Source organism: Hydrogenophaga sp. YM1 (assembly GCF_016903055.1).
Taxonomy (GTDB): domain Bacteria; phylum Pseudomonadota; class Gammaproteobacteria; order Burkholderiales; family Burkholderiaceae_C; genus Hydrogenophaga; species Hydrogenophaga borbori.
The window spans coordinates 1,646,188-1,672,399 of sequence record NZ_CP070223.1 but is presented as its reverse complement, the minus strand read 5'-3'; the positions used below and the strand labels follow the sequence as shown (position 1 = coordinate 1,672,399).

The 26,212-nt window shown below is 68.3% G+C and carries 21 protein-coding genes; 12 read left to right on the top strand and 9 right to left on the bottom strand.

What is annotated here, in order from left to right; genetic code table 11:
* Positions 1 to 48: 48 nt before the first annotated feature.
* Positions 49 to 597: a hypothetical protein gene (locus JNX00_RS08005; RefSeq protein ID WP_204744631.1), complete on the top strand. Its 549-nt coding sequence runs from the start codon at positions 49 to 51 to the stop codon at positions 595 to 597.
* Positions 598 to 612: 15 nt separating this feature from the next.
* Here JNX00_RS08005 and JNX00_RS08000 read toward each other — a convergent pair whose 3' ends face one another.
* The 5 genes from JNX00_RS08000 to JNX00_RS07980 form a co-directional block, all read right to left on the bottom strand.
* Positions 613 to 2,388 carry an alkaline phosphatase family protein gene (locus tag JNX00_RS08000; RefSeq protein WP_204744630.1) on the bottom strand — a complete coding sequence of 592 codons (1,776 nt, stop codon included), beginning with the start codon at positions 2,386 to 2,388 and terminating at the stop codon, positions 613 to 615.
* Between the two features lie 226 nt (positions 2,389 to 2,614).
* The gene (locus tag JNX00_RS07995) at positions 2,615 to 3,505 is read right to left on the bottom strand and encodes a DMT family transporter (RefSeq protein WP_204744629.1); all 891 of its coding nucleotides are present in this window, start codon (positions 3,503 to 3,505) and stop codon (positions 2,615 to 2,617) included.
* Entirely contained in the window at positions 3,505 to 6,480 is a 2,976-nt protein-coding gene (locus tag JNX00_RS07990; protein ID WP_204744628.1) for an amino acid adenylation domain-containing protein, read from the bottom strand. The genes JNX00_RS07995 and JNX00_RS07990 overlap by 1 nt, the downstream gene beginning before the upstream one ends.
* A gap of 134 nt (positions 6,481 to 6,614) precedes the next feature.
* On the bottom strand, positions 6,615 to 7,604 hold the full coding sequence (locus JNX00_RS07985; protein WP_204744627.1) for a hypothetical protein: 990 nt from the start codon (positions 7,602 to 7,604) through the stop codon (positions 6,615 to 6,617).
* A gap of 224 nt (positions 7,605 to 7,828) precedes the next feature.
* Positions 7,829 to 8,275, bottom strand: a complete 447-nt coding sequence (locus JNX00_RS07980; protein ID WP_204744626.1) for an OsmC family protein — start codon at positions 8,273 to 8,275, stop codon at positions 7,829 to 7,831.
* 205 nt (positions 8,276 to 8,480) lie between these two features.
* Here JNX00_RS07980 and JNX00_RS07975 point away from each other — a divergent pair, with 205 nt between their 5' ends.
* Positions 8,481 to 9,170, top strand: coding sequence for a VIT family protein (locus JNX00_RS07975; RefSeq protein WP_204744625.1), 690 nt, complete (start codon positions 8,481 to 8,483; stop codon positions 9,168 to 9,170).
* A gap of 28 nt (positions 9,171 to 9,198) precedes the next feature.
* Here the strand turns inward: JNX00_RS07975 and JNX00_RS07970 are convergent, their stop codons facing one another.
* The gene (locus JNX00_RS07970; protein WP_204744624.1) at positions 9,199 to 10,095 is read right to left on the bottom strand and encodes a restriction endonuclease; all 897 of its coding nucleotides are present in this window, start codon (positions 10,093 to 10,095) and stop codon (positions 9,199 to 9,201) included.
* Positions 10,096 to 10,337: 242 nt separating this feature from the next.
* On the opposite strand from JNX00_RS07970, the gene JNX00_RS07965 reads away from it, so the two are divergent.
* Positions 10,338 to 11,840 carry a hypothetical protein gene (locus tag JNX00_RS07965; RefSeq protein WP_204744623.1) on the top strand — a complete coding sequence of 501 codons (1,503 nt, stop codon included), beginning with the start codon at positions 10,338 to 10,340 and terminating at the stop codon, positions 11,838 to 11,840.
* A 275-nt stretch (positions 11,841 to 12,115) separates the two neighbouring features.
* Here the strand turns inward: JNX00_RS07965 and JNX00_RS07960 are convergent, their stop codons facing one another.
* Together JNX00_RS07960 and JNX00_RS07955 are read right to left on the bottom strand one after the other, a co-directional pair.
* Positions 12,116 to 12,568, bottom strand: a complete 453-nt coding sequence (locus JNX00_RS07960; RefSeq protein ID WP_204744622.1) for a hypothetical protein — start codon at positions 12,566 to 12,568, stop codon at positions 12,116 to 12,118.
* A gap of 118 nt (positions 12,569 to 12,686) precedes the next feature.
* A complete protein-coding gene (locus JNX00_RS07955; RefSeq protein WP_204744621.1) occupies positions 12,687 to 13,604 on the bottom strand; it encodes a bifunctional GNAT family N-acetyltransferase/nucleoside diphosphate kinase regulator in 918 nt (305 codons plus the stop codon).
* 223 nt (positions 13,605 to 13,827) lie between these two features.
* On the opposite strand from JNX00_RS07955, the gene JNX00_RS07950 reads away from it, so the two are divergent.
* The 9 genes from JNX00_RS07950 to JNX00_RS07910 all read left to right on the top strand — a co-directional run bounded on the left by JNX00_RS07950 (position 13,828) and on the right by JNX00_RS07910 (position 23,333).
* Positions 13,828 to 14,292, top strand: coding sequence for a (2Fe-2S)-binding protein (locus JNX00_RS07950; RefSeq protein WP_070400531.1), 465 nt, complete (start codon positions 13,828 to 13,830; stop codon positions 14,290 to 14,292).
* Between the two features lie 105 nt (positions 14,293 to 14,397).
* Positions 14,398 to 16,773, top strand: a complete 2,376-nt coding sequence (locus tag JNX00_RS07945) for a xanthine dehydrogenase family protein molybdopterin-binding subunit (protein ID WP_204744620.1) — start codon at positions 14,398 to 14,400, stop codon at positions 16,771 to 16,773.
* Positions 16,774 to 16,794: 21 nt separating this feature from the next.
* On the top strand, positions 16,795 to 17,586 hold the full coding sequence (locus JNX00_RS07940) for a xanthine dehydrogenase family protein subunit M (protein WP_204744619.1): 792 nt from the start codon (positions 16,795 to 16,797) through the stop codon (positions 17,584 to 17,586).
* A complete protein-coding gene (locus JNX00_RS07935; protein WP_070400534.1) occupies positions 17,586 to 18,500 on the top strand; it encodes a MoxR family ATPase in 915 nt (304 codons plus the stop codon). Before JNX00_RS07940 ends, JNX00_RS07935 begins: the two co-directional genes overlap by 1 nt.
* A 13-nt stretch (positions 18,501 to 18,513) precedes the next feature.
* Positions 18,514 to 19,686, top strand: coding sequence for a VWA domain-containing protein (locus JNX00_RS07930; RefSeq protein ID WP_204744618.1), 1,173 nt, complete (start codon positions 18,514 to 18,516; stop codon positions 19,684 to 19,686).
* 133 nt (positions 19,687 to 19,819) lie between these two features.
* Positions 19,820 to 20,419 (top strand): carbon monoxide dehydrogenase subunit G, encoded by a 600-nt coding sequence (locus JNX00_RS07925; RefSeq protein WP_070400536.1) that lies wholly within the window; start codon positions 19,820 to 19,822, stop codon positions 20,417 to 20,419.
* 10 nt (positions 20,420 to 20,429) lie between these two features.
* Complete coding sequence (locus tag JNX00_RS07920; RefSeq protein WP_204744617.1) at positions 20,430 to 21,467, top strand: XdhC family protein; 1,038 nt, start codon at positions 20,430 to 20,432, stop codon at positions 21,465 to 21,467.
* A gap of 58 nt (positions 21,468 to 21,525) precedes the next feature.
* Entirely contained in the window at positions 21,526 to 22,200 is a 675-nt protein-coding gene (locus JNX00_RS07915; protein ID WP_070400538.1) for a nucleotidyltransferase family protein, read from the top strand.
* Between the two features lie 23 nt (positions 22,201 to 22,223).
* Positions 22,224 to 23,333 carry a helix-turn-helix domain-containing protein gene (locus JNX00_RS07910; protein WP_083293298.1) on the top strand — a complete coding sequence of 370 codons (1,110 nt, stop codon included), beginning with the start codon at positions 22,224 to 22,226 and terminating at the stop codon, positions 23,331 to 23,333.
* Positions 23,334 to 23,344: 11 nt separating this feature from the next.
* On the opposite strand, the gene JNX00_RS07905 is transcribed toward JNX00_RS07910, so the two are convergent.
* The gene (locus JNX00_RS07905) at positions 23,345 to 26,188 is read right to left on the bottom strand and encodes a hypothetical protein (protein WP_204744616.1); all 2,844 of its coding nucleotides are present in this window, start codon (positions 26,186 to 26,188) and stop codon (positions 23,345 to 23,347) included.
* Positions 26,189 to 26,212 lie beyond the last annotated feature (24 nt).

Here is a 26,212-nt window from a genome sequence, read left to right as displayed (position 1 = left end):
GGGGCAGTGTACCGTCGGGGGCTACACCAACCGTCCCCCAGCCCTCGCATGAAGCCCCATCGCGCCGCCCCGATCCTCGCCGCCGCCCTGCTCGCGCTGTCGTTCACCGCCGGGGCCCAAACCCCAGGCAACCAGGGCAAGCTCGACTTCCAGCCGCCGGACCTGCCGGCCGAGCTCAAGGGGTTGAAGAGCCTGCAGCAGATCGGCGGCGCCTGCGACATGCTCTTCAACCGCACCACCAAGAGCCTCAGCCAGGCGTACTTCCAATCCACCGACAGCGCGCGGGCCGGCACGGTCTTCGGCTGGATGCGCGACCTCTCCGCGCGCCGGCATGCGCTGGACACCGCCGGCCTGACGGGCATGGGCATCGTGCCGGCCGACATTCCGGTGATCCAGCAGGCCTTCCGCGCCCCCAACATGAGCCCCGCCGGCATGGAGCGCGCCTTCAAGTTCTGCGACGAGCTGGGCGACTCGGTCACGGCGGCGGTCAAGCAGGCGCTGGACGCCAGCGGGTGGGCGGACTACCAGGCCCAGGTGTCCAGGCGCACGCTCAAGGCGCTGATGGACCACGCCCCCGCCGAGAAGAAGAACAACTGAGGTGGCCCGCCCGCCTCACTGCACCGGCGCCACCGCCAGCAGGTGGTTCGAGAAGCTGGTCTCCGTTTCGCAGCGCCAGGTCGCCCACAGCTTGCAGCCCTCGGGCGCGCCCTCGTCCAGTTCCAGCGCGAGCCAGTTGCGCGCTGCCATCACGTGCTTGTCGTGGCCGGGGAACAGCATCATCTCGGCCACGTACATCACGTCGATGGCCTGCGGGTGCTTGGCGCTGGCATTCAGCCAGGACAGGAACAGCCGCTCCATCACGCCCATGAGCGAGGGGTGCACCACCGCCGACGAGGTGAACTGGTGCATCTGCGACCAGGTCTCGGAGGCCGGCAGGTCCTTGCGGTAGGCCGTGCCCCAGGCGGCCACGTGCACGTCGCCCGAGACCAGCGACACGCGGATCTTCTTGTCCTTGGCCAGGGCCGAGAACACCTCCAGCAGGCGCTTGCGCTCGCCCTCGTGGTCGTCGTGCGACCAGTGGTCCTTCAGGTCGTCGGCGTTGCTGTCGGTCACGTGGTCGGCGCCGAATTTGTCGAGCAGCAGCTCGGCCAATGAAAGCTTGGGGTGCACCACGGGCACCGAGGACATGAACAGCAGGTGCCGGCAGGGCTTGGATTTCGCCGGGCTGTCGCTGCCGGGCAGCGCGCCCAGCCAGGCCTTGATCTCGCGCCAGGTGTCGGTGCCCATCACCTGGTTGCGCGAGCGCTCGGTGCGCAGGTCGGCCGCGACGACGGCCAGCGGGCCGAGCGAGTACACCGAGGTGAAACCCGGCTGCCGGTCCAGCAAGGGCAGCGCCAGCGGGTCCTTGGCCAGGACCTTGCTCCACGCGATGGGTTGGAACAGCGGGTCTTGTGTCGAGAAGCCCGGTGGCGTCGCGTCCTGCAGCTCGGGCAACTCGTCCAGCGCGTGCTGCATCTGGAACACCCAGAAGGCGCGGCGCGCGTGGCGGAACAGGGCCTGGAACAGCGGGCTGTGCTGCATCTCACCGCTGTAGGAACCCCAGCCGTCGAAGATGTCGTGGTCGTCCCACATCATGAGGGTGGGGATGCGCGACAGGGCCGTGGCCGCGTCCAGCGCGGGCGTCTGGGCGGACCAGGAACCGCGGTCCTTGGGCAGCCAGCGCTGGCGGTACAGGCCGAAGTAGTAATCGGCGATCTTCTTGTCCAGCGCGGCCGTCACCGGAAAACTCAGCTGGTCCGCGCGCGGCAGGGCCACCCACTGGCGCAGCGCCTCGATCTCTTCCCAGATGGCGTCGAAGTAGATCTGGTCACCGCCCATGAGCATGAGGTGGAAGCGCTGCAGCTGCTTGTCGTGGATGCGGCGCTCGTGCCAGAGCTGCTCCTTGTCCAGCAGCTTGGGCTCACCCGAGGGCAGCGGCACGCGCAGGGACTTGTCGTGGCTGAACAGAAGGTCTTCCCACACGGCGTTGGAGGTGCGCACCAGCTTGCGCATCACCGCCGGGTCCGAGAAGCCGTTGCAGGACACGTAGGCCATTCGCGGCGCCTCGTCCCTGGCCGGCACGGTCATCGCCCAGCGCGGCCCGCCGACGACGCCGTAGCCCACCAAACGCTCGTTCTTGAGCCGCTTGCACGACAGGTCGTAGCGCAGGTAGCGCTCGCCCGAGGTGAGCAGCAGCTCGCGGGGCTGGGGGCACGGCTTGCCGTCCACCTCCAGGGTGGGGATGGGCGCGGCCTCCTTCAGGCCGATGAGCGCGGTCACCTTCCAGGTGCCCCCGTCGCTGCCCCGGAAGGACAGCACGGGGCCGAGCAGCAGGTCTTTCTCGTTCATGGGGTTCTCCGTCCGGGCCTGGGGTGGGGCCGGCCCGGCGAGCATGAACCGGTTTCCGACGACCCAGGCGACAGGCAATGGACGAATGGGGGATGTGCCGCGCTGCCATTCTGGGCCTGCTCGCTGGGGCCACCGGCATGTACGCGCTGATGCAGGCGCGCTGAGAGCCAGCCCATGACCACCGCCGTCAGCGAGGACGTCGTCCTGGAATGAGGGGGCTTTCCCCTCAAGCCAGAATCGCAATGGCGGCGCCGACCACGGCCATGATGCTGCCGATCCAGGCCAGCACCGGGAAGCGTTCCCCGCGAAACACCGACATCAGGAAGATGTAAATCACTGGCGACATCGACGACAAGATCACGGCACGGACGATCCCTGCGCTGGCCAACGCGGCCAGCAAAAGGGTCATGCCGCCGATCGTGCTGACCAGCGCGCTCACCAGGACAATGGGCAGGTGGGCGCTGCCCTTGGCGCGCGGCGCCCCCCGCAAGACCAGGAACACGGGAAGGAAGGCGACGGTGGCAGCGAAGGTCCGGACGAACGAGGCGAAGAACGGCGCCACCCCGTCGACCACTTCCTTGGCCAGCAACGCACCGGCGACCTGACAGGCGAGCGCCACGGCGACCAGCATGAACCCCAGACGGGCCGTCGCGGGCTTGTGATACGTACCGCCGGCCTTCTCGGTCGGCGCGCGGAAGATGACAGCCGCATACACCCCCGCGAAAGCCAGTGTCACGCCGAGAACGGTCAGGGGCTTCACCGCTTCGCGGAACAGGACGCTGCCCAGAACGGCGGTCAGCGGCGCGTGCAGCGCGAAAATGACCGAAGACCGGCGCGGCCCCAGCAGGAACACCGCCTGGAACAGGGCCGCCTCGCCCAGGGCCACGCCGATCACGCCCGAAGCCGCCAGATAGGCCATCGCTCGCGTGTCGCCGAGATGGACATCCCCGAGCGCGAACGCAATGAGAAACAGCGCCAGGGCCGCCGTGAAGAACCGGTACATCGAAAACCGGAACGTGCCGAGCGCCTCGACGCCCTTGTAGGCCACCAAGGGACCGATGGCCCAGCACACCGAGGCGCCCAGGGCGAAGCCTTCGCCCAGGAAAGGAACGGCCATCACACCGCGGCCTCGAGGACCGCCGCGCTTTGGTCGGGGCTTTCGGTGCGGACGACAGCATCCAGCGCGCCGATCCAGGCCAAGGCGAAGGTCTCGATGTCGGCGCGATCGAACAGGTTGTTGCGGTACTGGATCAGCAGGCTGGTGGCGCCGTCGTGCTCGCGGACGTAGGACATCTTGTCGAACTTGACGGCGAAGCCGAGGTCCGAGAACCCCCACTCGCTCGGGTCGAGCGGGCTGTGGCCTGCGCCGCAGAAGTTGAGGTAACTGATGAAGATCGTGGTCAGCGGAAACCGCGATTGCTCGAACGGCAATCCCAGGTCGGCCACCAGCCGGTCGTACTGGTAGTGTTGGTGCGTCATCGCGCAGGCGACGTCCTGCATGGTCCGGCGCACGTGGTCCAGCGCGCTCTGGCCAGCGTCGCGGTGGCTGCGCACGCAGACGAGCGAAATGAAGTTGCCCACGAGTTCCTCGGTGCCCTGGATCTCGCGCCCGGCGGCGGGCGTGCCGATGACGAGGTCTGGCTGGTCCAGCAGCCGGTGGAGGGCCTGGAACTTGGCGCTCAGGTAAAGGCTGAACTCGGTCACCCTGTGCGCGCGCGCGTAGGCCTTGACCGCAGCGCGGGTGGCATCGGGCACCTTGACGCAATAGCCCTGACCTCGGTCGTGGCCCGGCCCGGTCCACTTCTCGGCGAAGACGTGCTTGCGGTAGGGCGTCGCGAACACCCGCGCCCAATAGGCCTGCGCGTCGGACCCCGGCCCGAAGCGCAGGGGTTCCTCCCGGGCGGCCCAGTCGGCATAGGCGAGGTAGTTGAACCGCGACGGGGCGGAAATGGCCCTGCCCTCTTCGAGGAAGCCGCGCAGCTGCGTCTCGACGAGGTTCATCGAGAAGCCGTCGCCGATCATGTGGTGCATGGCGAACACCACCGCCGACCGACCGCCCGGCAGGTTCGCGACACTGGCGCGAAACAGCGGCCAGGTGTCCGTGGGGATCTCGGCATTGGCCACGTCCAGTCGCAGGGCGTTCAGCATCCGGGCGGCGGCCTCGGCGGACTGGCCCGAGAAATCGTGCACCTCGATGTCGAGCGAGGTGGCGTCCATCACAGGCGTTTCTTTCAGCAGGACGCCACCGCTGTGCTGCACGAAGCTCAGCCGCATCGAATCCTGGTGGCGCGACAGATCAAGCAGCCCGCGTTCGAGTCGTCTGGCATCGACCGCATGGTCGAACTTCAGCACCCGCACCATCGTCGCCCAGGAGCGGTTGCCCTCTGGCATGTAGATGTTCCACCAGCGGCGCTGCTGCGGCGACAAGGCATAGGTCTCAGCCCGGAGAAGGCGCGGGATCTCGACGTGCGCATGCGCGAGCGAACGGTCGATCAGCGCGGCGATCTCGGCCAGGCTGGCCAGGGCGAAGACGTCCGCAAAGGCCAGCGACTTGCCCAGCTCGTCTTCGATCTTGCCGATCAGAAAGGCCACGTGGATCGAGGTGGCGCCCAGGCCGAACAGGTCGGCCGTGGCGCGGGGAACGTCGCATGCCAGGATCGCGCCGACCGCGCGGCATAACCAGGCTTCGGTGTCGGTGGCGGTGGCCTCGCGCCCTTCGTCGGCGGGCACCAGCAGATCGGCCAGGCGCGCCCGATCGATCTTGCCATTGGCGTTCTTGGGAAACGCCGCCACCTTGCGCCAGATCGTCGGAACGATGGCCTGCGGCAGATGGTTGAGGGCATGGTCACGCGGGGCGTTGTCGGGCAGGGCTTCGCCTGCCGGCCCGGCGATCCAGACCGCCGCCAGCCGTGGCTCGGACCCGCCGTGCGGCGTGGTGGCGAAGACGCAGATGTCCTGCGCACCCGGATAGCCCTGCAGCGCCTGGGTGACCTCGTTGGGGTGAACCCGGACCCCATTGATCTTCACCTCGTCGTCGGCCCGTCCGACGATCACCAGATCGCCCGCGGCCGACACCTCGCCCAGGTCGCCGGTGCGGTAGGACACGGTCCCGTCGCCGTTGCGCGCGAACCGCGCGTTCTCGGCCGCTGGGGCATTGATGTAGCCCAGCGTGGCGTGGCGCGTGGTGATCACCACTTCGCGCCCCGGGCCGGCGCCGCCGAACCCGAACGACGTCCCCGGCAGGGGGCGGCCGACCGGGATCGGTGCGGGGTCAGCGGCATCGACCCGTCCCACCCGAAAGAAGAACTTGGCCAGCGTGGTTTCCGAGGGGCCGTAGAGGTTCACGTACTCGGTGGTTCCCGCAAACGCCGCGCGCAGCTCGGCCACGGTGGCGGGATAGAGCTTCTCGCCCGCCAGGAAGACCAGCCGCAGCTGGGGAACGGCATCGCTCATCGCGCGGGCCCAGAGTTTGGCGACCGATGGCACCGCGTGGACGACCGTGACCCTCTCGCCGGCCAGCCAGTGCGCCGTGGCGCGCGGCGTCGCGAGGTGCCGGTCCGAGGGAATGACCAGCACCCCGCCGTGCAGCAGCGGCAGGAAGATGTCGCGCAGCGACACGTCGAACCCCACTGGCGTGAGGAACGAGACGCGGTCGCCGGCCGACAGGCCGAACTCCGCACCTTGCCAACGGACGAAATGCACCAGTGCCGACACCGAACCGAGGATCGCCTTGGGCTGGCCGGTGCTGCCCGAGGTGAACATGACATAGCCGGGCCTTTCCCCGTGGTTCGGATGGCCAGGAATCGCACTAGGCCACCCCGTCGCGTGCAGGCCGTCGTCCGTGATGACGGTTTGTGGCGGCACGGTGTCCATCATCGTCTGGACGCGGGCGTCGGGAAGGCGGGGGTCGATGGGCATGGCCACGGCGCCCAGCGCCAGGACCGCCAGGAGATCGACCACATACCGCTCGGATTTCTCGCGGCGAATGGCGACGACGTCGCCGTCGCGCACCAGGGACGCCAGCTCACGCGCGCGCGCATCCACCAGGGCGATCAGCTCGCCATAGGACAGGGTCCGGCCGTCGCATTCCACGCAGGTTCGCATCCACTGGGCAGGCTGGACACAGCGGTCAAGCCGAAAGCAATCCGGAGGTGTCATCGAATGCCCCGTTTCTCAATAGGTTCGCCCGGTCGCTTTGGGCCGGACGCTTGCCGCGCCGTGCGCCATCAACCGTTCACGATGCGGACTTGGGCCGGCAGCATGTGCACCTTGTGCATGTCCAGCGACCGGACGTTCACTGTCTTCATCAGCCAGCGGTTCATGACCGCGCCTTCGTCGCCGATGCGCACGACTTCCTTGTTGTGAATGCACTCGTTGTTCGCCGATCCGACGAAGTCGCCCTTGAGGATCAGCAGGCGCTTCTTCAGCGCATGCAGGGCACGCACGACTTCGTCCACCAGTTCCTGGGAGGCCCTGTCGAGGCCGACCGTTCTGTTCTCAAAGAAGCGAATGTCGTGGTCGGTCGCCCCGCCCAAGATGGGGTGGACGGGCGCCGGGCCCAGCCTCTTGTTCGGCGACGACAGGGTCAGGTCGTCGTAGGGCGTGTGAAACTTTTCCTCGCGCAGGCCCTTCAGCACGCGCTCGTCGAGGTACGCCAGCAGGTCGCGGTTGCGCACGAACGAGGTATGGATCTCGTTCTGCGCAGAGGCCCGCAGCCCGAGAATGTTCACCCAGTCGGGGCGGACAAAGTGGTTCGCCAGGTCTTTGTGGAAGAAGATGGACTTGGCCGCCTTCTGGGACTGCGTGGCCATCAGCGAGCGCATCGGGTGGATGTCCTGAAAGACATCGCCGTCGTTCACGTTGATGTAGCCGATCGGTTGCTGCCCCATCAATTCGGCATAGAGCACCAAGAAGGCTTCGGCAACGTAGGTGGTCTTGCGGTTTCGCTTGTCGACGACCGGGTTGTCAAGGTCGAGCATCGGCAGCTCGGGGTCGACCGGGCAGTTCTTGAGAAGCACGTACGGGTCGTCAAATGAATTGACGCGTCTTTTGGCGCAACAGAAGCGGCGGAAGTCCTCGGGGATAGGTCCGGTTTCGGCCATCACCCGCAGAACGTCGGACTGAAAACCGGCGTAGCTCTTGTAGGGATTGGTCCGAATCTCCAACAAGCGCCGGGTGAGCGCTTCGTTGGCGTCATTCGAGAAGACGTAGTCCACTGTCATCTCCCACATCGGGAAGCTCCTTTCCATGGCGCAACGCAGGGCTCGGCGATGGGTGCGCAGCCCATGCGATGCCACCTTCCCACCCGTTCAAGTCAAAAGGTCGCGAATTCTCGGAACCCGACGGACAGGTGTCACGCCACTGATGGGGGACAGTGATTCAATGTTCATGACCCGCCCTGGGCCGCGCGCTGAACGCCAGCCCAAGAGCCAGGTGCGGCTCAGCCGCCCAAGCGCTGGCCGTTGGCGTCGCTCACCGTCAGGCGCACGTCCATGCCGGCGCGCACGCTCTGCGTGACGGTGCAGAAGGCCTCGAACTGCGAGAGCACGCGGTCCAGGTGCTCCAGCTCGGTGGCGGGCTTGCCCAGGCTCAGCGCCACGTCCACGCCCGTGACCCGCAGGCGCTTGTCTTCGTTGCGGCCGATGGTGGCGGTGGCCGTGGCGCGCAGGGTGCCCGGGTCCTGCTTGTACTTCTGCAGCGAGAACAACAGGCTGGCGCTCAGGCAGTTGGCCACGGCCGCGAGCAGCAGGTGCTCGGGCGAAGGGCCTTCGCCCTGGCCCAGCGGCGCGGGCAGGTCCGCATTGAGCGTGGGCAAGGCGTCGCCAAAATCAACGAGGAACTGGTAGTTCTGCTGGCGGGTGATGGTGACGCTGACGGAATCGCTCATGGTCTGGGGCGGGTGCGGTGGTGGGGGATTGCCACACCTTAACGCGCGCGCGGCGGGCCAGGCTTGAGGCAGGTCAATACCGGCCGCCGCGGCGCACCACCCAAGGCACCTGCCGTGTCACACTGCGCCCGCCCCGCCCACGCCAAGCGGCGCGGGACATCGAACCCACCCCTCCGCTCCATCACCCGGCCCAGCCGCAACGCCCATGAGACACAGCGAACGACACCGAACCCACCGGACCGGCTGGCTGCGCGCCGCCGTGCTGGGCGCCAACGACGGCATCGTCTCCACCGCCAGCCTCGTGCTGGGCGTGGCGGCCACCGGGGCCGGCACCCAGGCCATTCTGGTGGCGGGCGTGGCCAGCCTGGTGGCCGGGGCCATGTCGATGGCGGCGGGGGAATACGTGTCGGTGAGTTCGCAGGCCGACACCGAAAACGCCGACCTGGCCCGCGAGAAAGCCGAGCTGGCCGACAACCCCCAGCAGGAGCACGCGGAGCTCACCGCGATCTACGTGAAGCGCGGGCTCGACCACCCGCTGGCCTCGCAGGTGGCGACGCAGCTCATGCAAAAGAACGCGCTGGAAGCGCACGCCCGCGACGAGCTGGGCATATCGGACACGCTGGCCGCCAAACCCGTGCAGGCCGCGCTCGCCTCGGCCGCCACCTTTGCGGCGGGTGCGGCCCTGCCCTTGCTGGTGGTGCTGCTGCTGCCGGCGTCGGCGCTCATGTGGGGGGTGGCGGGCACCTCGCTCTTCTTCCTGGCGGCGCTGGGCCTGATCGCGGCGCAGGCCGGCGGCTCACCGCTGCTGGTGTCGACCGCGCGCGTGAGCTTCTGGGGCGCCCTGGCCATGGGCCTGACCGCGGGCGTGGGGGCGCTGTTCGGGGTGGCTGCCTAAGCCGCCGTCGTTCAGCGGGCGCCGGCCCTCACAAGGGCCGCGTGCCCTTGCAGGCCGGGTAAGCCGAGCAGCCCCAGAACGCACTGCCGGCGCTGGCGCCGCGCTTGGCCACCCGGCGCACCATGGATTGGCTGCACACCGGGCAGGTGGGCACTGCGGCGGCCGACGCCGCCCCCGCAGCCGCTGGTGATGTCGAGGCTTGCGCGGCGCGGGGCGCCGAGGCCGCGCGTACGGGCGCCGTGGAAGCCCCTGCGGCGGGCCGGCCGCTGCGAATGAGCTGCAGCAAGGCGGGGCCCGTGAGCAGCCGGATGTTGCGGCCCTGCGCGAAAGCCTCGGCCTCATCGGTGAACCGCCCCGAGCTGACGACGAAACCACCCGCCGCGCCGCGCGCGGCCATCACGCCAAACAGCTCGCGCACCACCGACACCCCGACCTTCAAGGCCTTCCATTGCTTGCACTGCACGAGAAAGGTTTCGCCGTCTTTGCGCAGCACCAGATCGACGCCCCCGTCGGCCCCGCCGCCGCCCGACTCCTGCACCGAGTAGCCGCGCTGGCGAAAGCCCTCGCCCACGAGGACCTCGAAGTCCCGCCAGGACATGCGCTCCAGCGCGTCGGCGGCGCTGCTTTCCCGCACCTGCTGATGCAGGGCTTGGCGCTTGCGCCGCTGCAGGAAGGACAGCAGCGCGCCCAGCAGACAGACCAGGGGCAGGATGAACTGGCCCGCCATGGCCAGCGCTTTGAGCCAGGTGCCCCAAATCAGCGAAGGGCCGATGCCGCCCGGGGTGAGCGGTGCCGATGGCGCCATGGCCACTGAGTTGAGCAGCAGATAGCCCACCGGGGCGAGCGCCACGCCCACCCACCAGGGCATCAACGCCACGAGATCGACCAGATCATCAAAAAAGCTGGATTTGCGCCTTCTGGGCATGGGTGTGTTTCCTCCCCGGTGGGTCCGGTGTGTTGGTTGGATTCAGCGCGCATGTTGGGGGCAATGGCGCGGTGAAAGGCAGGCGCGGGGAGGAATTAAGGGAAATCCCTGGTTTGCGGGAGATTGGGGAGAGCAAGGGAGATTTGCGAAGGGTGGAGCGCGTCGCGCATCTGCTGAAGCCAAAGGGAGATGTTCCGACGGCGGTAGCATTCCAAACACCCTTCGCACTTACACTGCGCGCCATGGCGCAGCTTGATCACCTCCTCAAGTACGTTCGCACAGGCACGGCGGAAGGCGATCGTGCTTTCCTTGGGGAAATCTTCATCCCTCCTGCTCAGTTTGCACAACTCTGTGCCATCGAACCTGGAGGGCTGAGGCTACTGGTCGGCGACAAGGGACTCGGCAAGAGTGCACTAGTAGAGTGGATCCACAAAGTCGCCACGCAAAAAAAGCTCCCATCCCTGCTTGTACGACCCGAAGACATCGTCAACAAGGACTTGCCAACCTCGTCCGACATCGCATCGCTCAAGCGCTATTACTACGATCTGCTTCTCAGGACTATCTCAGCTCAGATCGGCAGACGACTGCAAGGCTTCCTCAGAGGTGACGCTGCCAGGCTTCATATCGAGGCCAAGCAAGCCGGCCTCACCGAAGACGACTTCGTGCAGAAGTCGCTCTCCCTGATTAGCGCTGTATCGCTACCGGTTACCAAGGTAAATGGGGTCCAGCTCGCCAAAGAGTTGTCGGGAAAAAACTCTCTGACCACGTTGGCGGGCGCGATTAACAAGCAACTGCTGTCCTCGGGCAGCATCTTCTTCATCTTCATCGACGACACAGACCAGCTTGCAGCCCCCGATCAACCAGCACATCTCAACCGTCTCTGGGGTCTCATCCTGGCCATGCGCAAATTGGTTGGTGAGTGTCCGGCCATCCGGCCGATCATCACGCTGCGAACTGGCGTATGGAGTCGTCTAACGACCGAAAGCCAGGGTCAACGTGATCAAACTGACCATGTGCGAGGCTACGTAATTCCTCTCAAAGTCGACGACGCTTTGATCGAGGGGATCGTGCGCAAGCGCCTGCAACGCGCCGCAGAGGACATGGATCGCCGCGGAGTCGATCCCTACACACTTTTTTTTGATCAGCCGTATATGACACTCCCCAATAGCGACGATCGTCGCAGTTGGGACTCATTCGTCACAAAGTCCTCACGGAATCGGCCACGCGACGCGATTCAACTCATTAAGAACATGATCGATTGCGCGTCCACCCGTGGCGGATCGCAAATTGGCAGCGCTGACGCTGGGTCTGCGATGCATGTCTACTCCAAGGAACGAGTGGACGATATCGCCAATGAGTTTTCGCTCGACTGCAGGAACATCCGCGAGATCATCAATACGTTCTTCGATGTACCGTTCGAGCTCGGATTCGAGGTGCTTCGCTCGCACCTCCGGACTGTTCCCGGTATTGGGAACACCACTATTCGCGGCGTTGTGATGAAGCCTGAGGTCGACGAAGACGCCATCACGATTCTTGCGTTGCTGCACGAAGCCGGCTTCATAAATCCTCGCTTCCCGGATACGACAAAGCCGCGAGGCTTTCGGCATCAGCTCTATCGAGATGATGCGAGCTTCGTGAGCTACTCGAACTGGAACGGCATGCAAGCTGCGACATGGGAGGTTCACCCAGCGTTTCGCACACACCTAATGGGCATCCGAGATGCAAAGCTTGCCCGCAAGGCGTAGCGGCTCTTGCGCATGCCGCCCCCATGTCTGATATATACCTGTCCTGTCGCTCGAGCAGACCTGCACCGGCAATGTGCGGTCCGTTCAACCCGAACGTTGAGAAGGTCTGCTTTGCAGCTGACCGATGAAATGATGCCGAAGCCGGCTTTGTGTCGATAGCTGCCGACAGGGTCGTGAAAGGTAAGCTTCCGAGCTCAGTCTCTAGCGGACGTCCACTACTTCGACGACCCGTCGCAGCCTCCTCAACCGCTCGAGGCATTTGGCAAACATGCGCACTAACGCGACCTTTCGCCAAAACCACCCACCTCATACACCAACTGCCGCCCCGCCACCTCCCCCACCGGCCGCAACAGCGCATCCCGCACCAGCGGCTCCGCCTCAAACCGCAACAGCAGCGGCCCCACCTCCCGGGCCTCGCCCAACGCAGGCATCCACAAGGCTTCGATCCATCTGAGGTTCCAGCTCGGCCCAAGCCCGTGCTGCCGATCGAGGCGGCCAATGCATCGGAGGTCGGCCCTGTTGATCGCGGAGACCAACTCGACCAAGGCATCGTCAGAGCCCACCAATGAGGTCTGCGACACCCTGTGCCCCCTGCGGCAACTCACGTCGTACACAAGCAGGTACCACGGCGCCTCCAAGGCACGGGTGACAACAGGCCAGTGGTTCTGGCTGCGCGCGTTGCGAGAGGGATGGAGAAAGGGGGCCGAGCCCTTGGCAAGGATGAACATGGGTGAACACTCCGAAGGCAGAGAGTGTTCCCACGGTGTCGAGGGGGCTGGCCCTTTCTGAGACAGAAAATGCAGCCCCACTTGACAGGCGGCGGCCATAGAAGCGCCGCAGGCACCCCTACAGGTGGAAATCCCCCGCCGCTTCCGGCTGGTACAGCACCTTCTCGATGCGGATGCGGCAGGTGCGGTTCGGCATGCGCCAGTTGAAGGTGTCGCCCGCCTTGTAGCCCAGGATGGCGGTGCCGATGCCGGAGCACACCGAGAGCTTGCCGGCGCTGTCGTCCGCGTCCTCGGGGTAGACCAGCGCCACTTCCCGCGCCTCGTCGTCCACCTGGAGCAAGGCCTTGGAGTTCATGGTGACCACGTCGTCCGGCACCTGCCGGGGGTCGACGACGATGGCGCGCTCGATCTCGTGTTCCAGCTCAAAAATGTCCGCGCCGCGTTCCAGGTCGAGGTCGAGCAGGCGGCGCAGCCGCGCCCTGTCGGCTTCGGTGATGTGGATGGGGGCGATGTGCGCCGCCGGGCGCTCGCGCAGCAGCTGCAGGTAGCGCCCCGCGTTCAGCACCAGCGATTTCGCGGTCGGCGTTTCGCTGTGCAGCGCAAAGCCGCTGTTCACAAAGGCCTTCATCGACCGGGTGTTGTCCGGGTGGATCTTGGCGATGAGCTTCTCGGCCCGCATGTCGAAGAAGGCGAGTTTCATGCCTTCGCGGATGGCGCTGGCGCCGAGCTTGCGGCCCCAGTTGTCGCGGTTGCCGATGACCAGGACCATCTCGACGTCCTGCCCCGTCTTGACGAGGCGCACAAAGCCCACCGGCACGTCGCGCTGGTCGTAGGCCATGAAGAAGCGGCCGCCCTGGTTGAACAGGTGGGTGAGGATGGGCAGTTGAACCCGGCCAATGACCTGCTCGATGAAGCGGGAGACGTGGCGCGAGTCGCTGAGGTAGCGCGTGACTTCCTCGTCTTCCAGCCAGTCCATGAGGGTCAGCGCGTTGGCCCGGGAGATCTCTGGGCACAGAGAAATGAAAGGCTTGTTCATCTTCACCACCTGTGGTTTCAAGAATGAAAGCCTTCCATGGGCGCGGCCATGGCGGTTCTTTCGAATAACCCGGCATTTTACCGGGGGTGGCCGCGCCGCGCTCCCCGTCTCAAATTGAGAACAAATCCTGACGCCCCCGGACTCCAAGGGTTAACCCACCCCTCCCCTCCCGACCCCGAGTGCTCCACTGTCCCCGGCTTCCCCACGAACCCAGGAGACAACCATGCCCGTAGAACTCAAGGTCAACGGCCGTGCCGTGACCGTGGACGCGGCACCCAACACGCTGTTGGTGCACGCCCTTCGTGAACACCTGCGCCTCACCGGCACGCACGTCGGCTGCGACACGGCCCAGTGCGGGGCCTGCACCGTGCACCTGGACGGCAAGGCCATCAAGTCGTGCAACGTGCTGCTGGCCCAGGTGGCGGGGCGCGAGGTCACCACCATCGAGGGCATGGCCGCCGCCGACGGCACCATGCACCCCATGCAGGCCGCCTTCAAGGAGTGCCACGGCCTGCAGTGCGGCTTCTGCACGCCGGGCATGGTGATGAGCGCGGTTGACCTGTGCCAGCGCCACCCGGGCGCCAACGAGGCGCAGATCCGCGAGCAGCTCGAAGGCAATCTGTGCCGCTGCACGGGGTACCACAACATCGTCAAGGCCGTGCAGCAAGGCGCTGCAGGAATGAAGTAACACCCCCGCCGCGCTTCGCGCGACCCCCTCAAGGGGGCGACACCAGCGGCCCGGCCAAGCCGGTTCCGCGGTGTCTCCCGATGAATACCGATAGGAGACATTGCAATGGGTGCCATCGATTTCGCCAAACTCCCTCACATCGGTGAGCCGCTGCGCCGCAAGGAGGACTACCGCTTCCTCACCGGCGCCGGCCAGTACACCGACGACATTCAGCTGCAGGGCATGAAGCACGCGGTGTTCGTGCGCTCGCCGCACGCGCACGCCGCCATCCGCTCCATCAACAAGACCGCCGCGCTGGCCGCGCCGGGCGTGGTGGGCATCTTCGACGGGCAGGACGTGGCCAACGACAAGGTGGCCGGCCTGCCCTGCGGCTGGCTCATCACCAGCACCGACGGCCAGCCCATGAAGGAGCCGCCGCACCCCTTCCTGGCCCAGGGCAAGGTGCGCTACGTGGGCGACCACGTGGCCATCGTGGTGGCCGACACGGTGGAGAACGCCAAGAACGCCGCCGAGCTGGTGGAGGTGGACTACGAACCCCTGCCCGCCGTGGTGGACGTGCGCGACGCGCCCAAGGGCACGGCGCTGCACGACGTGGCGCCCGACAACCACTGCTACAAGTGGGCCATCGGCGACAAGGCGGCCGTGGACGCGACCTTCGCCAAGGCCGCGCACGTGACCAAGATCGACCTGGTCAACAACCGCCTCGCGCCCAACCCCATCGAGCCGCGCGCGGCCATCGGTTCGTACAACCGCGCCAGCGACGAATACACGCTCTACGTGGCCAACCAGAACCCGCACGTGGAGCGGCTGCTGATGACGGCCTTCGTGCTGGGCCTGCCCGAGCACAAGGTGCGCGTGATCGCGCCCGACGTGGGCGGCGGCTTCGGCGCCAAGATCTTCCTCTACGCCGAAGACGTGGCCGTGACCTGGGCGTCGAAGAAGCTCAACACGGCCATCAAGTGGACCTGCGAGCGCGGCGAGGCCTTCCTGTGCGACGCGCACGGCCGCGACCATGTGACGCACGCCGAGATGGCGATGGACAAGGACGGAAAGTTCCTGGGCTTTCGCGTGCACACCGACGCCAACCTGGGCGCCTACCTGTCCACCTTCTCCACGGCGGTGCCCACCATCCTGTACGCCACGCTGCTGGCGGGGCAGTACACCACGCCGCAGGTGTATGTGGAGGTGGACGCCTGGTTCACCAACACCTCGCCGGTGGACGCCTACCGCGGCGCCGGCCGGCCCGAGGCCACCTACCTGCTGGAGCGCATCGTCAGCCGCGCCGCCTGGGAGATGAACCTGAGCCAGGACGAGATCCGCCGGCGCAACTTCATCACCCAGTTCCCGTACCAGACGCCGGTGGCGCTGCAGTACGACACGGGCGATTTCCACGCGTGCATGAACAAGGCCACCGAACTGGCCGACGTGGCCGGCTTCGCCAAGCGCCGCGAGGCCAGCAAGGCCAAGGGCCTGCTGCGCGGCATCGGCTACAGCAGCTACATCGAGGCCTGCGGCCTGGCGCCGTCCAACCTGGCGGGCGCCCTGGGCGCGCGCGCCGGCCTGTTCGAGTGCGGCGAGGTGCGCGTGCACCCCACGGGCAGCGTCACGGTGTTCACCGGTTCGCACAGCCACGGCCAGGGGCATGAGACCACCTTCGCGCAGGTGGTGGCCTCGCGCCTGGGGCTGGACCCGTCGCAGGTGGACATCGTGCACGGCGACACCGGCCGCGTGCCCTTCGGCATGGGCACCTACGGCTCGCGCTCCATCTCGGTGGGCGGCGCGGCCATCATGCGCGCGCTGGACAAGATCGAGGCCAAGGCCAAGAAGATCGCCGCGCACCTGATGGAAGCGAGCGACGCCGACATCGAATTCGCCAACGGCGAGTTCAGCGTGAAGGGCACCGACAAGAAGATTCCCTTCGGCCAGGTGGCGCTCACGGCCTACGTGCCGCACAACTACCCGCTGGACAAGCTGGAGCCGGGCCTGAACGAGACCGCCTTCTACGACCCGACCAACTTCACCTTCCCCGGCGGCACCTACATCTGCGAGGTGGAGGTGAACCCGCAGACCGGCGAGACGCGCGTGGACCGCTTCACCGCGGTGGACGACTTCGGCACCATCATCAACCCCATGATCGTGGAAGGCCAGGTGCACGGCGGCCTGGTGCAGGGCATCGGCCAGGCGCTGCTGGAGCACTGCGTGTACGACCGCGAGACGGGCCAGCTGGTCACCGGTTCCTTCATGGACTACGCCATGCCGCGCGCCGACGACGTGCCCAGCTTCACCCTGGGCCACGTCTGCACGCCCTGCACCACCAACCCGCTGGGCACCAAGGGCTGCGGCGAGGCCGGGGCCATCGGCTCGCCGCCGGCGGTCATCAACGCCGTGCTCGACGCCCTGGCGCCGCTGGGCGTGAAGGACATCGACATGCCCGCCACGCCCTCGCGCGTGTGGCAGGCGATTCAATCGGCCAAGCAGTGATTCATTCAAGGAGACAAGACCATGTACGCCTTCACCCTTGAACAACCCAAGACCCTGGCCGATGCCAAGCGCCTCACCGGCGGCGGCGCGCAGGCGCTGGCGGGCGGCCAGACGCTGATCGCCTCGCTCAAGCAGCGCCTGGCGCAGCCCGGCGCGCTGGTGGACCTCGCTGGCGTGGCCGAGCTGCGCGGCATCCGCCGCGAGGGCAACAGCCTCGTCATCGGCGCCATGACGCGCCACGAGGAGGTGGCCACCAGCGCCGACGTGAAATCGTCCATTCCCGGCCTGGCCGCGCTGGCCGGCGGCATCGGCGACCGGCAGGTGCGCGCCATGGGCACCATCGGCGGCTCGGTGGCCAACAACGACCCGGCCGCCTGCTACCCCAGCGCGGTGCTGGCGCTGGGCGCCACCATCGTCACCGACAGGCGCGAGATCAAGGCCGACGACTTTTTCCAGGGCCTGTACAGCACCGCGCTGGACAGCGGCGAGCTGATCACGGCGATCCGCTTCCCCATCCCCAAGAAGGCGGCCTACGCCAAGTTCCGCCAGCCGGCCTCGCGCTTCGCGCTGGTGGGCGTGTTCGTGGCGCTCACCGACGGCGGCGCGCGCGTGGCCATCACCGGCGCCGGCAACGGCGTGTTCCGCCACGCGGGGCTGGAGGCGGCGCTCGGCAAGGGCTTCACGCCCGAGGCCGTGCAGGGCGTGGCGATCGACGCCAGCCAGCTCAACGCCGACCTGCACGCCAGCGCCGAGTACCGCGCGCAGCTGATCCGCGTGCAGACCCAGCGCGCGGTGGCCGCGGCCAACGGCTGATGCCCGAACTCGCCGCCGCCTCCACCGAACCGCGCGACATCGACGGCTGGCTGGCCGCGCTGCGCGGCGTGGGCTACCACGCCCCGCGCGCGCTGGCCACGGCCGTGTTCCTGGCCATGCGCCTGCAGCGCCCGCTGCTGCTGGAGGGCGAGCCCGGCGTCGGCAAGACCGAGCTGGCCAAGGCCCTGGCGCGCGTGCTGCAGCGCCCGCTGCTGCGCCTGCAGTGCTACGACGGCATGGAGCAGCGCGAGGCGCTGTACGAGTGGAACCACACCGCGCAGCTGCTGCACATGCGCGCGGCGCAGAACAGCGCCACGCCCGAGCAGATCGAGCGCGAGGTCTACCAGGAGCGCTACCTCATCCGCCGCCCGCTGCTGCAGGCCCTGCAGACGCCGCCGCCCGGCGCGGTGCTGCTGATCGACGAGGTGGATCGCGCCGACGAGCCCTTCGAGGCCTTTCTGCTGGAGTACCTGGGCGAATACCAGGTGAGCATCCCCGAGCTGGGCACCATCGCCGCCATGGCGCCGCCGCTCACCCTGCTCACCAGCAACCGCACGCGCGACCTCAACGACGCGGTGAAGCGCCGCTGCCTGTACCAGTGGCTGGACCACCCGGACCGCGAGCGCGAACTCGCCATCGTGCGCAGCCAGGTGCCGCAGGCCAGCGCCGCGCTCACCGAGCAGATCGCGCGCTTCGTGGAGCGCCTGCGCGCGCAACCGTTCGCCAACGCCTTCCAGCGCGCGCCCGGCATCGCCGAGAGCGTGGAATGGGCCAAGGCCCTGGTGGCGCTGGACACGCTGGTGCTGGACCCGGAGGTGATCCAGGACACGGCGGGCATCCTGTTCAAGCAGCGCGAGGACGTGGCCGCCCTGCTGCCCATGATCGACCAGCTGCTGGAACCGGACGTGGCCTGAGCGGAAGCGCCGTATGCAACTCGGGGATGCACGCAGCGGCAAGCTGCCGGACCAGATCACCGCCTTCGGCCGCGCCCTGCGCCGCGCCGGCGTGCCGGTGGACAGCGCGCGCATCGCCGGCGCCATCAGCGCCACGCAGCTGGTGGGCCTGGAGCGGCGCGACGACCTGCGGGCCGCGCTGTCCGCGGTGCTGGTGAGCCGGCCGCAGGACATCGAGGTCTTCGGCGAACTCTTCGCCGCCTTCTTCCGCAACCCCGAGCTGGAGAAGCAGCTGCTGTCGCAGATGCTGCCCAAGGCGCCCACCGCCCAGCCGCCCGCGCGCAAGGCGCGCGCGCAGGAGGCGCTGACCGTGGCCGGCGCCAGCGCCCAGCGGCGCGCGCCCGGCGAGAGCGAGCTGCGCCTGGACGCCGCCATGACCGCCAGCGACCTGCGGCGCCTGCGCCACGCGGATTTCGCGGGCCTGTCGGCCAGCGAGTTCCGCCTGGTCGAAACCCTGGCGCGCGACATCGCCCTGCCCCTGCCCGAGCTGCCGGGCCGGCGCCAGCGGCCCGGCCCGCGCGGCCACCGCATCCACTGGGGCCGCGCCCTGCAGCAGGCGCGCCGGCACGAGGGCGAGCTGCTCGCCCCGCCGCGCCGCGAGCGGCGCCGCCAACCGCTGCCGCTGCTGGTGCTGGTGGACGTGTCGGGCTCCATGGAGCGCTACGCGCGCCTGCTGCTGGCCTTCCTGCACCAGGCCACGCGCGGCGTGCCGCGCTCGGCCTTCGCCTTCGGCACCCGCCTGACCGACCTGCGCGCCGCCTGGAAGCAGGCCGACGCCGACGCGATGTTGGCGCTCGCCAACGCGGCCATCGCCGATTTCGCGGGTGGCACCCGGCTGGGCGCCTCGCTGGCCGAGCTGCGCGAGCGGCACGCGCGTTGCCTGGTGGGGCGGCGCACCGTGGTGCTGCTCATCAGCGACGGGCTGGACACCGGCGCGCCCGAGCAGCTCGACGCCGAACTGCACTGGCTGCGCCGCCACTGCCGCCAGGTTCTCTGGCTCAACCCGCTGCTGCGCTACGCTGGCTACCAGCCGCTGGCGCAGGGCGCCAGCGTGCTGCACCGCCACGCGCACGGCATGCTGGCCGTGCACAACCTGGAACACCTGCAGCAGCTGGCAAGCGCCCTGGCCGAACTGTTGAAATCATGAAACACCCCCGCCGCGCTTCGCGCGTCCCCCTCAAGGGGGCGGCACCTGCGGCCCGGCGAAGCCGGTTCCGCGGTGCCCCTCGCTTGCGTGATGGGTATTCGACGCATTGAATCCCGTTTAGAAGGACCCCACCATGGACATGCAAGGCAGCCGCCTCCTCCCCGTCAACCAGGTGCAGGCCTGGGACGCCCTCAACGACCCGGCCGTGCTCAAGGCCTGCGTGCCCGGCTGCGACAAGTTCGAGCCCCTGGGCGACGACGCCTACGCCGTGGGCGCGGGCATCAAGATCGGCCCGGTGTCGGCCAAGTTCACCGGCCGCGTGCAGCTCAGCGAGATCGTGCCGCCGCGCAGCTACAAGCTCGGCTTCGAGGCCCAGGGCGGCGTGGCCGGCTTCGGCAAGGGCGAGTCCACGGTGACGCTGGAACCCGCGCCGGGCGGCAGCGAGCTCACCTACACCGTCAAGTCCACCGTGGGCGGCAAGATCGCCCAGCTGGGCCAACGCCTTATCGACGGTGCGGCCAAATCCATGGCCGACGACTTCTTCCGCCGCTTCGAGGAAGAATTGCTGCGCCGCCACCCCGAGGCGGCGGCCGCCCGCGCCGCCGCCGCGCCGGTGCCGGCGGTGGTCGCCGGGCCATCCGGCCCCTGGCCCGGCTGGGCCTGGCCGGCGCTGGCCTTCGCCATCACCTTTGTCATCGGCCTCATCGTTTTCTTCACCGCCGCCTGGAGGTGAACCGACCGCCATGGAAAACCTCGATCTCTTCGTGCTGCGCACGCTGCTGGACTGGCGGCGTGCGGGCAAGGCCACGCTGCTGGCCACCGTCACCCGCACCTGGGGCAGTTCGCCGCGCCCGGTGGGCTCCATCATGGCCCTGTGCGAGGGCGGCGCCGTGGTCGGCTCGGTCTCGGGCGGCTGCATCGAGGACGACCTGATCCACCGCTTCCGCGACGCCCTGGCCGACGGCCCGCCCCAGAAAACCAAGTACGGCGTGAGCGCCGACGAAGCCCACCGCTTCGGCCTGCCCTGCGGCGGCACCCTGGAGCTGCTGCTGGAGTTCAACCCCGACACGGCCACGCTGGGCGATCTGGTGCAGCGCCTGAGCGCGGGCCGCATGGTCCAGCGCAGCACCGAGATCGCCAGCGGCCGCGTGACGCTCACCGACATCGAGCAGCCCGAGGCCTTGCGCGAGCAAGGCGGCTGGCTGCACAACGCCTTCGGCCCCGAGTACCGCCTGCTCATGATCGGCGCCGGCCAGCTCACCGAGTACCTGGCCACCATGGCCCTGTTCAGCGGCTTCTCCGTCACCGTCTGCGACCCGCGCGAGGAGTACCGCGGCGGCTGGCAGGTGGCCGGCGTGACGCTCACCACCGACATGCCCGACGACGTGGTGCGCGCCTTCCGCGCCGACCGGCGCACCGCCATCGTCGCCCTCACGCACGACCCCAAGCTGGACGACCTGGCGCTGCTGGAGGCGCTGGAGACCGAGGCCTTCTACATCGGTGCGATCGGCTCGCGGCGCAACCAGATGGCGCGGCACCAGCGCCTGATCGAGCACTTCGAGCAGACCGAGGACAGCCTGGCCCGGCTGCGCGGGCCCATCGGCATCTACATCGGCAGCAAGACGCCGGCCGAGATCGCGGTGAGCGTGATGGCCGAGGTGCTGGCCGTGAAGAACGGCGTGCCGCTGCCGCGCGACCTGGCCGTGGGCCCGGCCAAGGACCAGCTGGACGTGGCGCCGAACGCCCCGTCCATGGTCTGCTTCATGCGCGAAGACCCGTGAGCGGCGCACGGCCGCCCGAAGGCGCTCGCACCGCGGTGTGCGGCGCGGAGGTTTCCCGATGAAGCCCTGGAGCGACACCACCGCGCTGGTGCTGGCGGCCGGCGCGGGCCGCCGGCTGGGCGGTGTGCCCAAGTGCCTGGTCCGCGTCAACGGCCAGACCCTGCTGCAGCGCCTGCTGGACGCGCTGGCCGAGGCCGACGTGCACGACGTGCGCCTGGTCGTGGGCCACCACGCCGAGGCCATCGCCGCGCACGTGAGCGCCCTGGCGCCCGAGCGACGGCCCGTGCTGCTGCGCAACCCCGAGCCCGGCGACGAGCCCGCCGATTCGCTGCGCGTGGGCCTGCGCAGCCTCACGTCCATGCCCAGCCGGCTGCTGGTGCTGCTGGGCGACCAGCCGCTGCTGGGCGCGCCGCAGATCCAGGCGGCCCTGGACGCCTTCGACCAGCGCGAGCGCGGCCGCCACGCCCTGGTGCCGACGGTGAACGGCCAGCCCGGCCACCCGGCGGTGCTCGACGGCCTGGCCTGCGCCCTGCTGCGCAACCAGAGCGGCGGCCTGCGCGCCTGGCGCCAGCGCCAGCCCGAGGCTGTCGCGTTGTGGAACACACCGGACGAGGCGCACGTCCGCGACCTGGACACGCCGGAGGACCTGCCCCGCCTGGCGCAGGCCACCGGCTGGACCGTGGCGCTGCCCGCCGCCGAGGCTTTGCCGCGCTGCGGCATGGACAACGGTTGATCGACGCGCGGCGGGCTGATTCAATGCACCCCATGCCCACCGGCCCCGCCGCCTCCCCCGCCGACCGCCTGGCCCTGATCGCCCAGGCCCGCCGCGCCGTGCTGGACGCGCGCGACCCCGACGCCGGGCCGCGCCTGGCGCCCTGGGTGGCGCGCTCCTGGCGGCGCTGCCTGCAGCTGGGCCTGGAGCCGCGGCGCGAGGTCGCCTTCGACCCCGTGAGCAGCGCGCAGGTGCGCCACGCGCTGGACGCCAGCCAGCCGCTGCTGCGGGCCGCCGCGCCCGTCATCCGCTCGCTGGCGCGCGCCATGGCGCACACGCGCTACTTCGCCATCCTCACCGACGCGCAGGGCGTGGTGATCGACGTCAACGGCCCCGTGGACCGGCACGAGCCCAGCGTGGGCCGCATCGCGCGCGTGGGCGTGGACCTGTCGGAGCGTGCCGTGGGCACCACCGCCATCGGCATGGCGCTGACCGACCTGCAGCCCGTGTGGCTGCACCGGGGCGAGCACTTCTTCGACGCCACCAGCGTCTACAGCTGCGCGGGCGCGCCCATCTGGGACCCGGACGGCCAGTGCGTGGGCATGCTGGACCTGACCGGCGTGAACGTGGCCGAGCAGCCCGCGCTCAAGCACCTGGTCTCGCAGTCGGCGCGCAGCATCGAGAACGCGCTGACGCTGGCGCGGCCGCACCACCTGCTGCTGCGCCTGAACTGGCCGGGCCGCGTGCTGGGCGACGACAGCGACGGCCTGATCGGCCTGGACGCGGACGGCCACATCACCGGCCTGAACCGGCCCGCGGCCGACATGCTGGGCGTGGCGCCCGGCGCGCCGGCCGGGCACGCCAGCCTGCATTTCGCGGCGCCGGTCGAATCGCTGTTCGACACCGCGGCCGCGCACGGCGGCGCGCTGGAGCTGCCGCTGTGGTCGGGCCTGCGGCTGCAGGTGCTGGCCCAGCTCGACCGCCCCGCCGCGCGCAGCGCCGCCGTGGCCCAGGCCGTGCCCCTGAAAGACCTGGAAACCGCCGCCATCCGCAAGGCGGTGGACGACGCGCGCGGCAACGTGCAGGACGCCGCGCGGGCGCTGGGCATCAGCCGGGCGACGATTTACCGCAAGCTGGGGGCGAAGGGGCGCTGAACGCCCGCTTGTCACCGCTTGAAGAAGTTCTTCAGCTTTTCAAGAGGTGTGTACGGGACACTGCCATCTTCCAGCGTGAAGAGATCGAAGGACTGGATGACTTCGCCGTCCTTCACCTCTGTATAGATCTTCCGCCCGGGAGGAACGGGCCATGGCGGCTTGCCCTCGGGCGTCGCCGTTGCCGGCGGCACCGCCGGACCGTCGGCCGAGCCCCGCGGAGTCGCTTCGCCAGTGTCCAGTCCCTGGCGGGGACTCATCCCGGGGGACGAGGGGCCCGGCAGCAAGGTAGCGCCACCGTACTGTGCGAACAACTCCTTGTTGAGCGTGGCGGTGTCGGGTGTTTCGCGGCGGTGGGCGCGGCGCCGATGCAAGGCGCCCATTGGCAACCCCGAAGACTCAGCCCCTTTCTCCGAAGGCTCCGCTCCTTGCCCATCCGGCGCCTCAGCGGCCACACGCGGGCGCCTCACCCGCATCGAACGGCCGTCAGCGGGGCGCGGAGTGTCGATCTTGAAGGCGCTCGGCGGGTCGGTGTCGGCCTGCAACGGTCCCGATGGGAGGGGCAGCTCCAAGGTCTGCATCCATTGCGCGAAATCCTCGGGAGACAGGTCCTTGAGCTGCGCCAACTCGCTTTCTGGACTGTCGACCCGACGGGTTTGCCGTGGAGGCGACGTCACCGCCATCTGATTCACATCCTCGATGGCGCCATCGAGCCGTCGGATCTGAGCCCGGGGTTGGCGCTTGAGGCGACGCTTTCCGTCCACGCCTGGACCATCATCTGAGGGTCGGGACGCATCCTGCGAAAGGGCGCGCCCTCTGCGGCGGGGCGCCGGATTCTCCAACTGGGCCAGCATGTCGTCGAGCTCGCGGGTGCTGGCTTCTGACAAACGCCGCGCGGGACGGGTGGGTTCGCTGAGCCTTCGCCGCGCCTTTTCTCCAGTGGGCTCGGGCGGTATGTCAATGGGCTGGGCGTCGATCTGCAGGGGGGTTGCCCCCACCGTGTCCCTGCGTTGGGCGCGCGCGATGGTGGCGTCGTATCGGGGGGCGGCGCTGCGCCTGGCCGCCCCCAGGTACCCGCGCTGTCGCGCCCGCAGGTCCAAAGCCGCACGGGCCTTTTGGCCTTGCCGGTGCGCCTCGCCGACCATCGCCATCGCGAAGCCGGTGGGATCGGACAGCATCTCTCCAATGGTGAGCATGTGGTTGCCCCATTCGAGGGCGTCGCGTTGCAGCGCAGGCGACCAGTTGTCCCCCAACACCCCAGCCATCAGCCCATGGCTCATCACGGCCAGGCCTTTCTGGTAGACAGCCGTCAGCTGAACGATGCGCTCACTGCACGCCAGGATGGCCTCGTGGTCCGGCCCACCCGCCACCGTGGGCAAGGACAGGTGTTTCAACTCATCCCACGCGTCCTGCAAGGCCTGTGGAAGCTCCGCTTGCAGAACGTCGAACGGGTCTTCCTCGGCAAAGCTTTGGTCGCTGGCGAACGCCGCCCAACTCTCCCTCAGGCGGGCATCCAACCCCGCATCGGGGCGGTCGCGCTGGGAGGGCAGTTGCCCCCATCGCCGCCAATCGTCGAGGCGCTGAACCCCATCGAAAAGCTCGGCCAAAGCCTGCCGGTAGCGTTCCTCCTGGGCCTTCTCCGCCTCGGGCCCGCGCGCCGACGACGCATCGCTCAAAGGCGGTTCGGTCGGTGCGGTGCCGGAAGGGCTGTCCAGCGACAGCAGCAATGTGTTGCCGCAGGTATTGAGCGCTTCGGCCCTCCCCCCCACCTTGCGGGCGGCCAAGCGCATCTGGGCCGCATGAAGGGTCTCTGCGGCCCACTGACCGGCCTTCATGAAGTCGCTGTCGGGATCCAGACTGTGCAACGACAGGTTCACCAGGCTGACGCCCAACGCGGCCACCGACTGCCCCAGCCGCCCAGGCAGTTGGGGCGCCCCGTTCTTGATCAGCCAGTGCCCCATTTGGGCTTGGCGCTCAATCGTCTCCCGGATCAGGGGCATCAGCGTCTCGCAGTACCGAATGATCTTCTCGTCGCGCTTGGTGTCGCTCCACAGCACCTCGATCTTGTGTGCATCGCGCACTTGAGCCAACAGCAAATTGATGCGCTTGTATGGCTCGACCAGCAGCGCTTGCTGAAGTGCCTCCGCTGCCCCCCCCAAAAGCACGGTGTTGCCACGGCCTGCCGGTTTGAACGCCGACATCGGGCCGCCTTCGAAGTGCTTTTCCAGTGCTTTTTTCGCCTTCGGCGATTCGGCTATCCGCTCGCACTCGCTCGTCAAGACGGCACCCCATTCGGCCGCTCGCTCAAACTCCTCGGAACCGCGCCCATTGACCACAAAACCATCGACCCCCACTTCGTCTCCACCACCGTACTGGCGAGGCTGCCACTGCAATTGCTGGGCGCGCTGTTGAACATCGCCCGATCGCTTGGTGGCGGCCGCGCATTGCTGTGCATTCGACACGGGCCTCCAGGCAGCGCACAGCTGATCAAGAGTGGCCCTGCCCGTGTTCTGGTCACGCAGGGCGGCGATGTTCGTCAATGCCTTCGTTGCGTTGCTCGTATGGCTGTTCTTGTCATAGCCGCCATAGACGAGTTGGTTGGCGAGGCTGCCCAAATGATCGGCGATGTAGTTCAACGCCTTCTGATGATCACGCGCCGCCTTTTTCCCCGGCTTGGCGGGCACGATGTACACGGCACCCTTCAGAACACGCAGTTGGACGGCGCTTTTGTATGGCTGCGCCTCGGGCTTGGCGCTGTCCTTCAGCGTGTGGGCATTCTTGTCCAATCGGACGAAATCCTGCGTCGACAGGAACTTGCTGCTGCCCGACCTCAGCATGTCAAGAAATTTGGTCCCCATTGCTCACCACTTTCAATTCAAAAC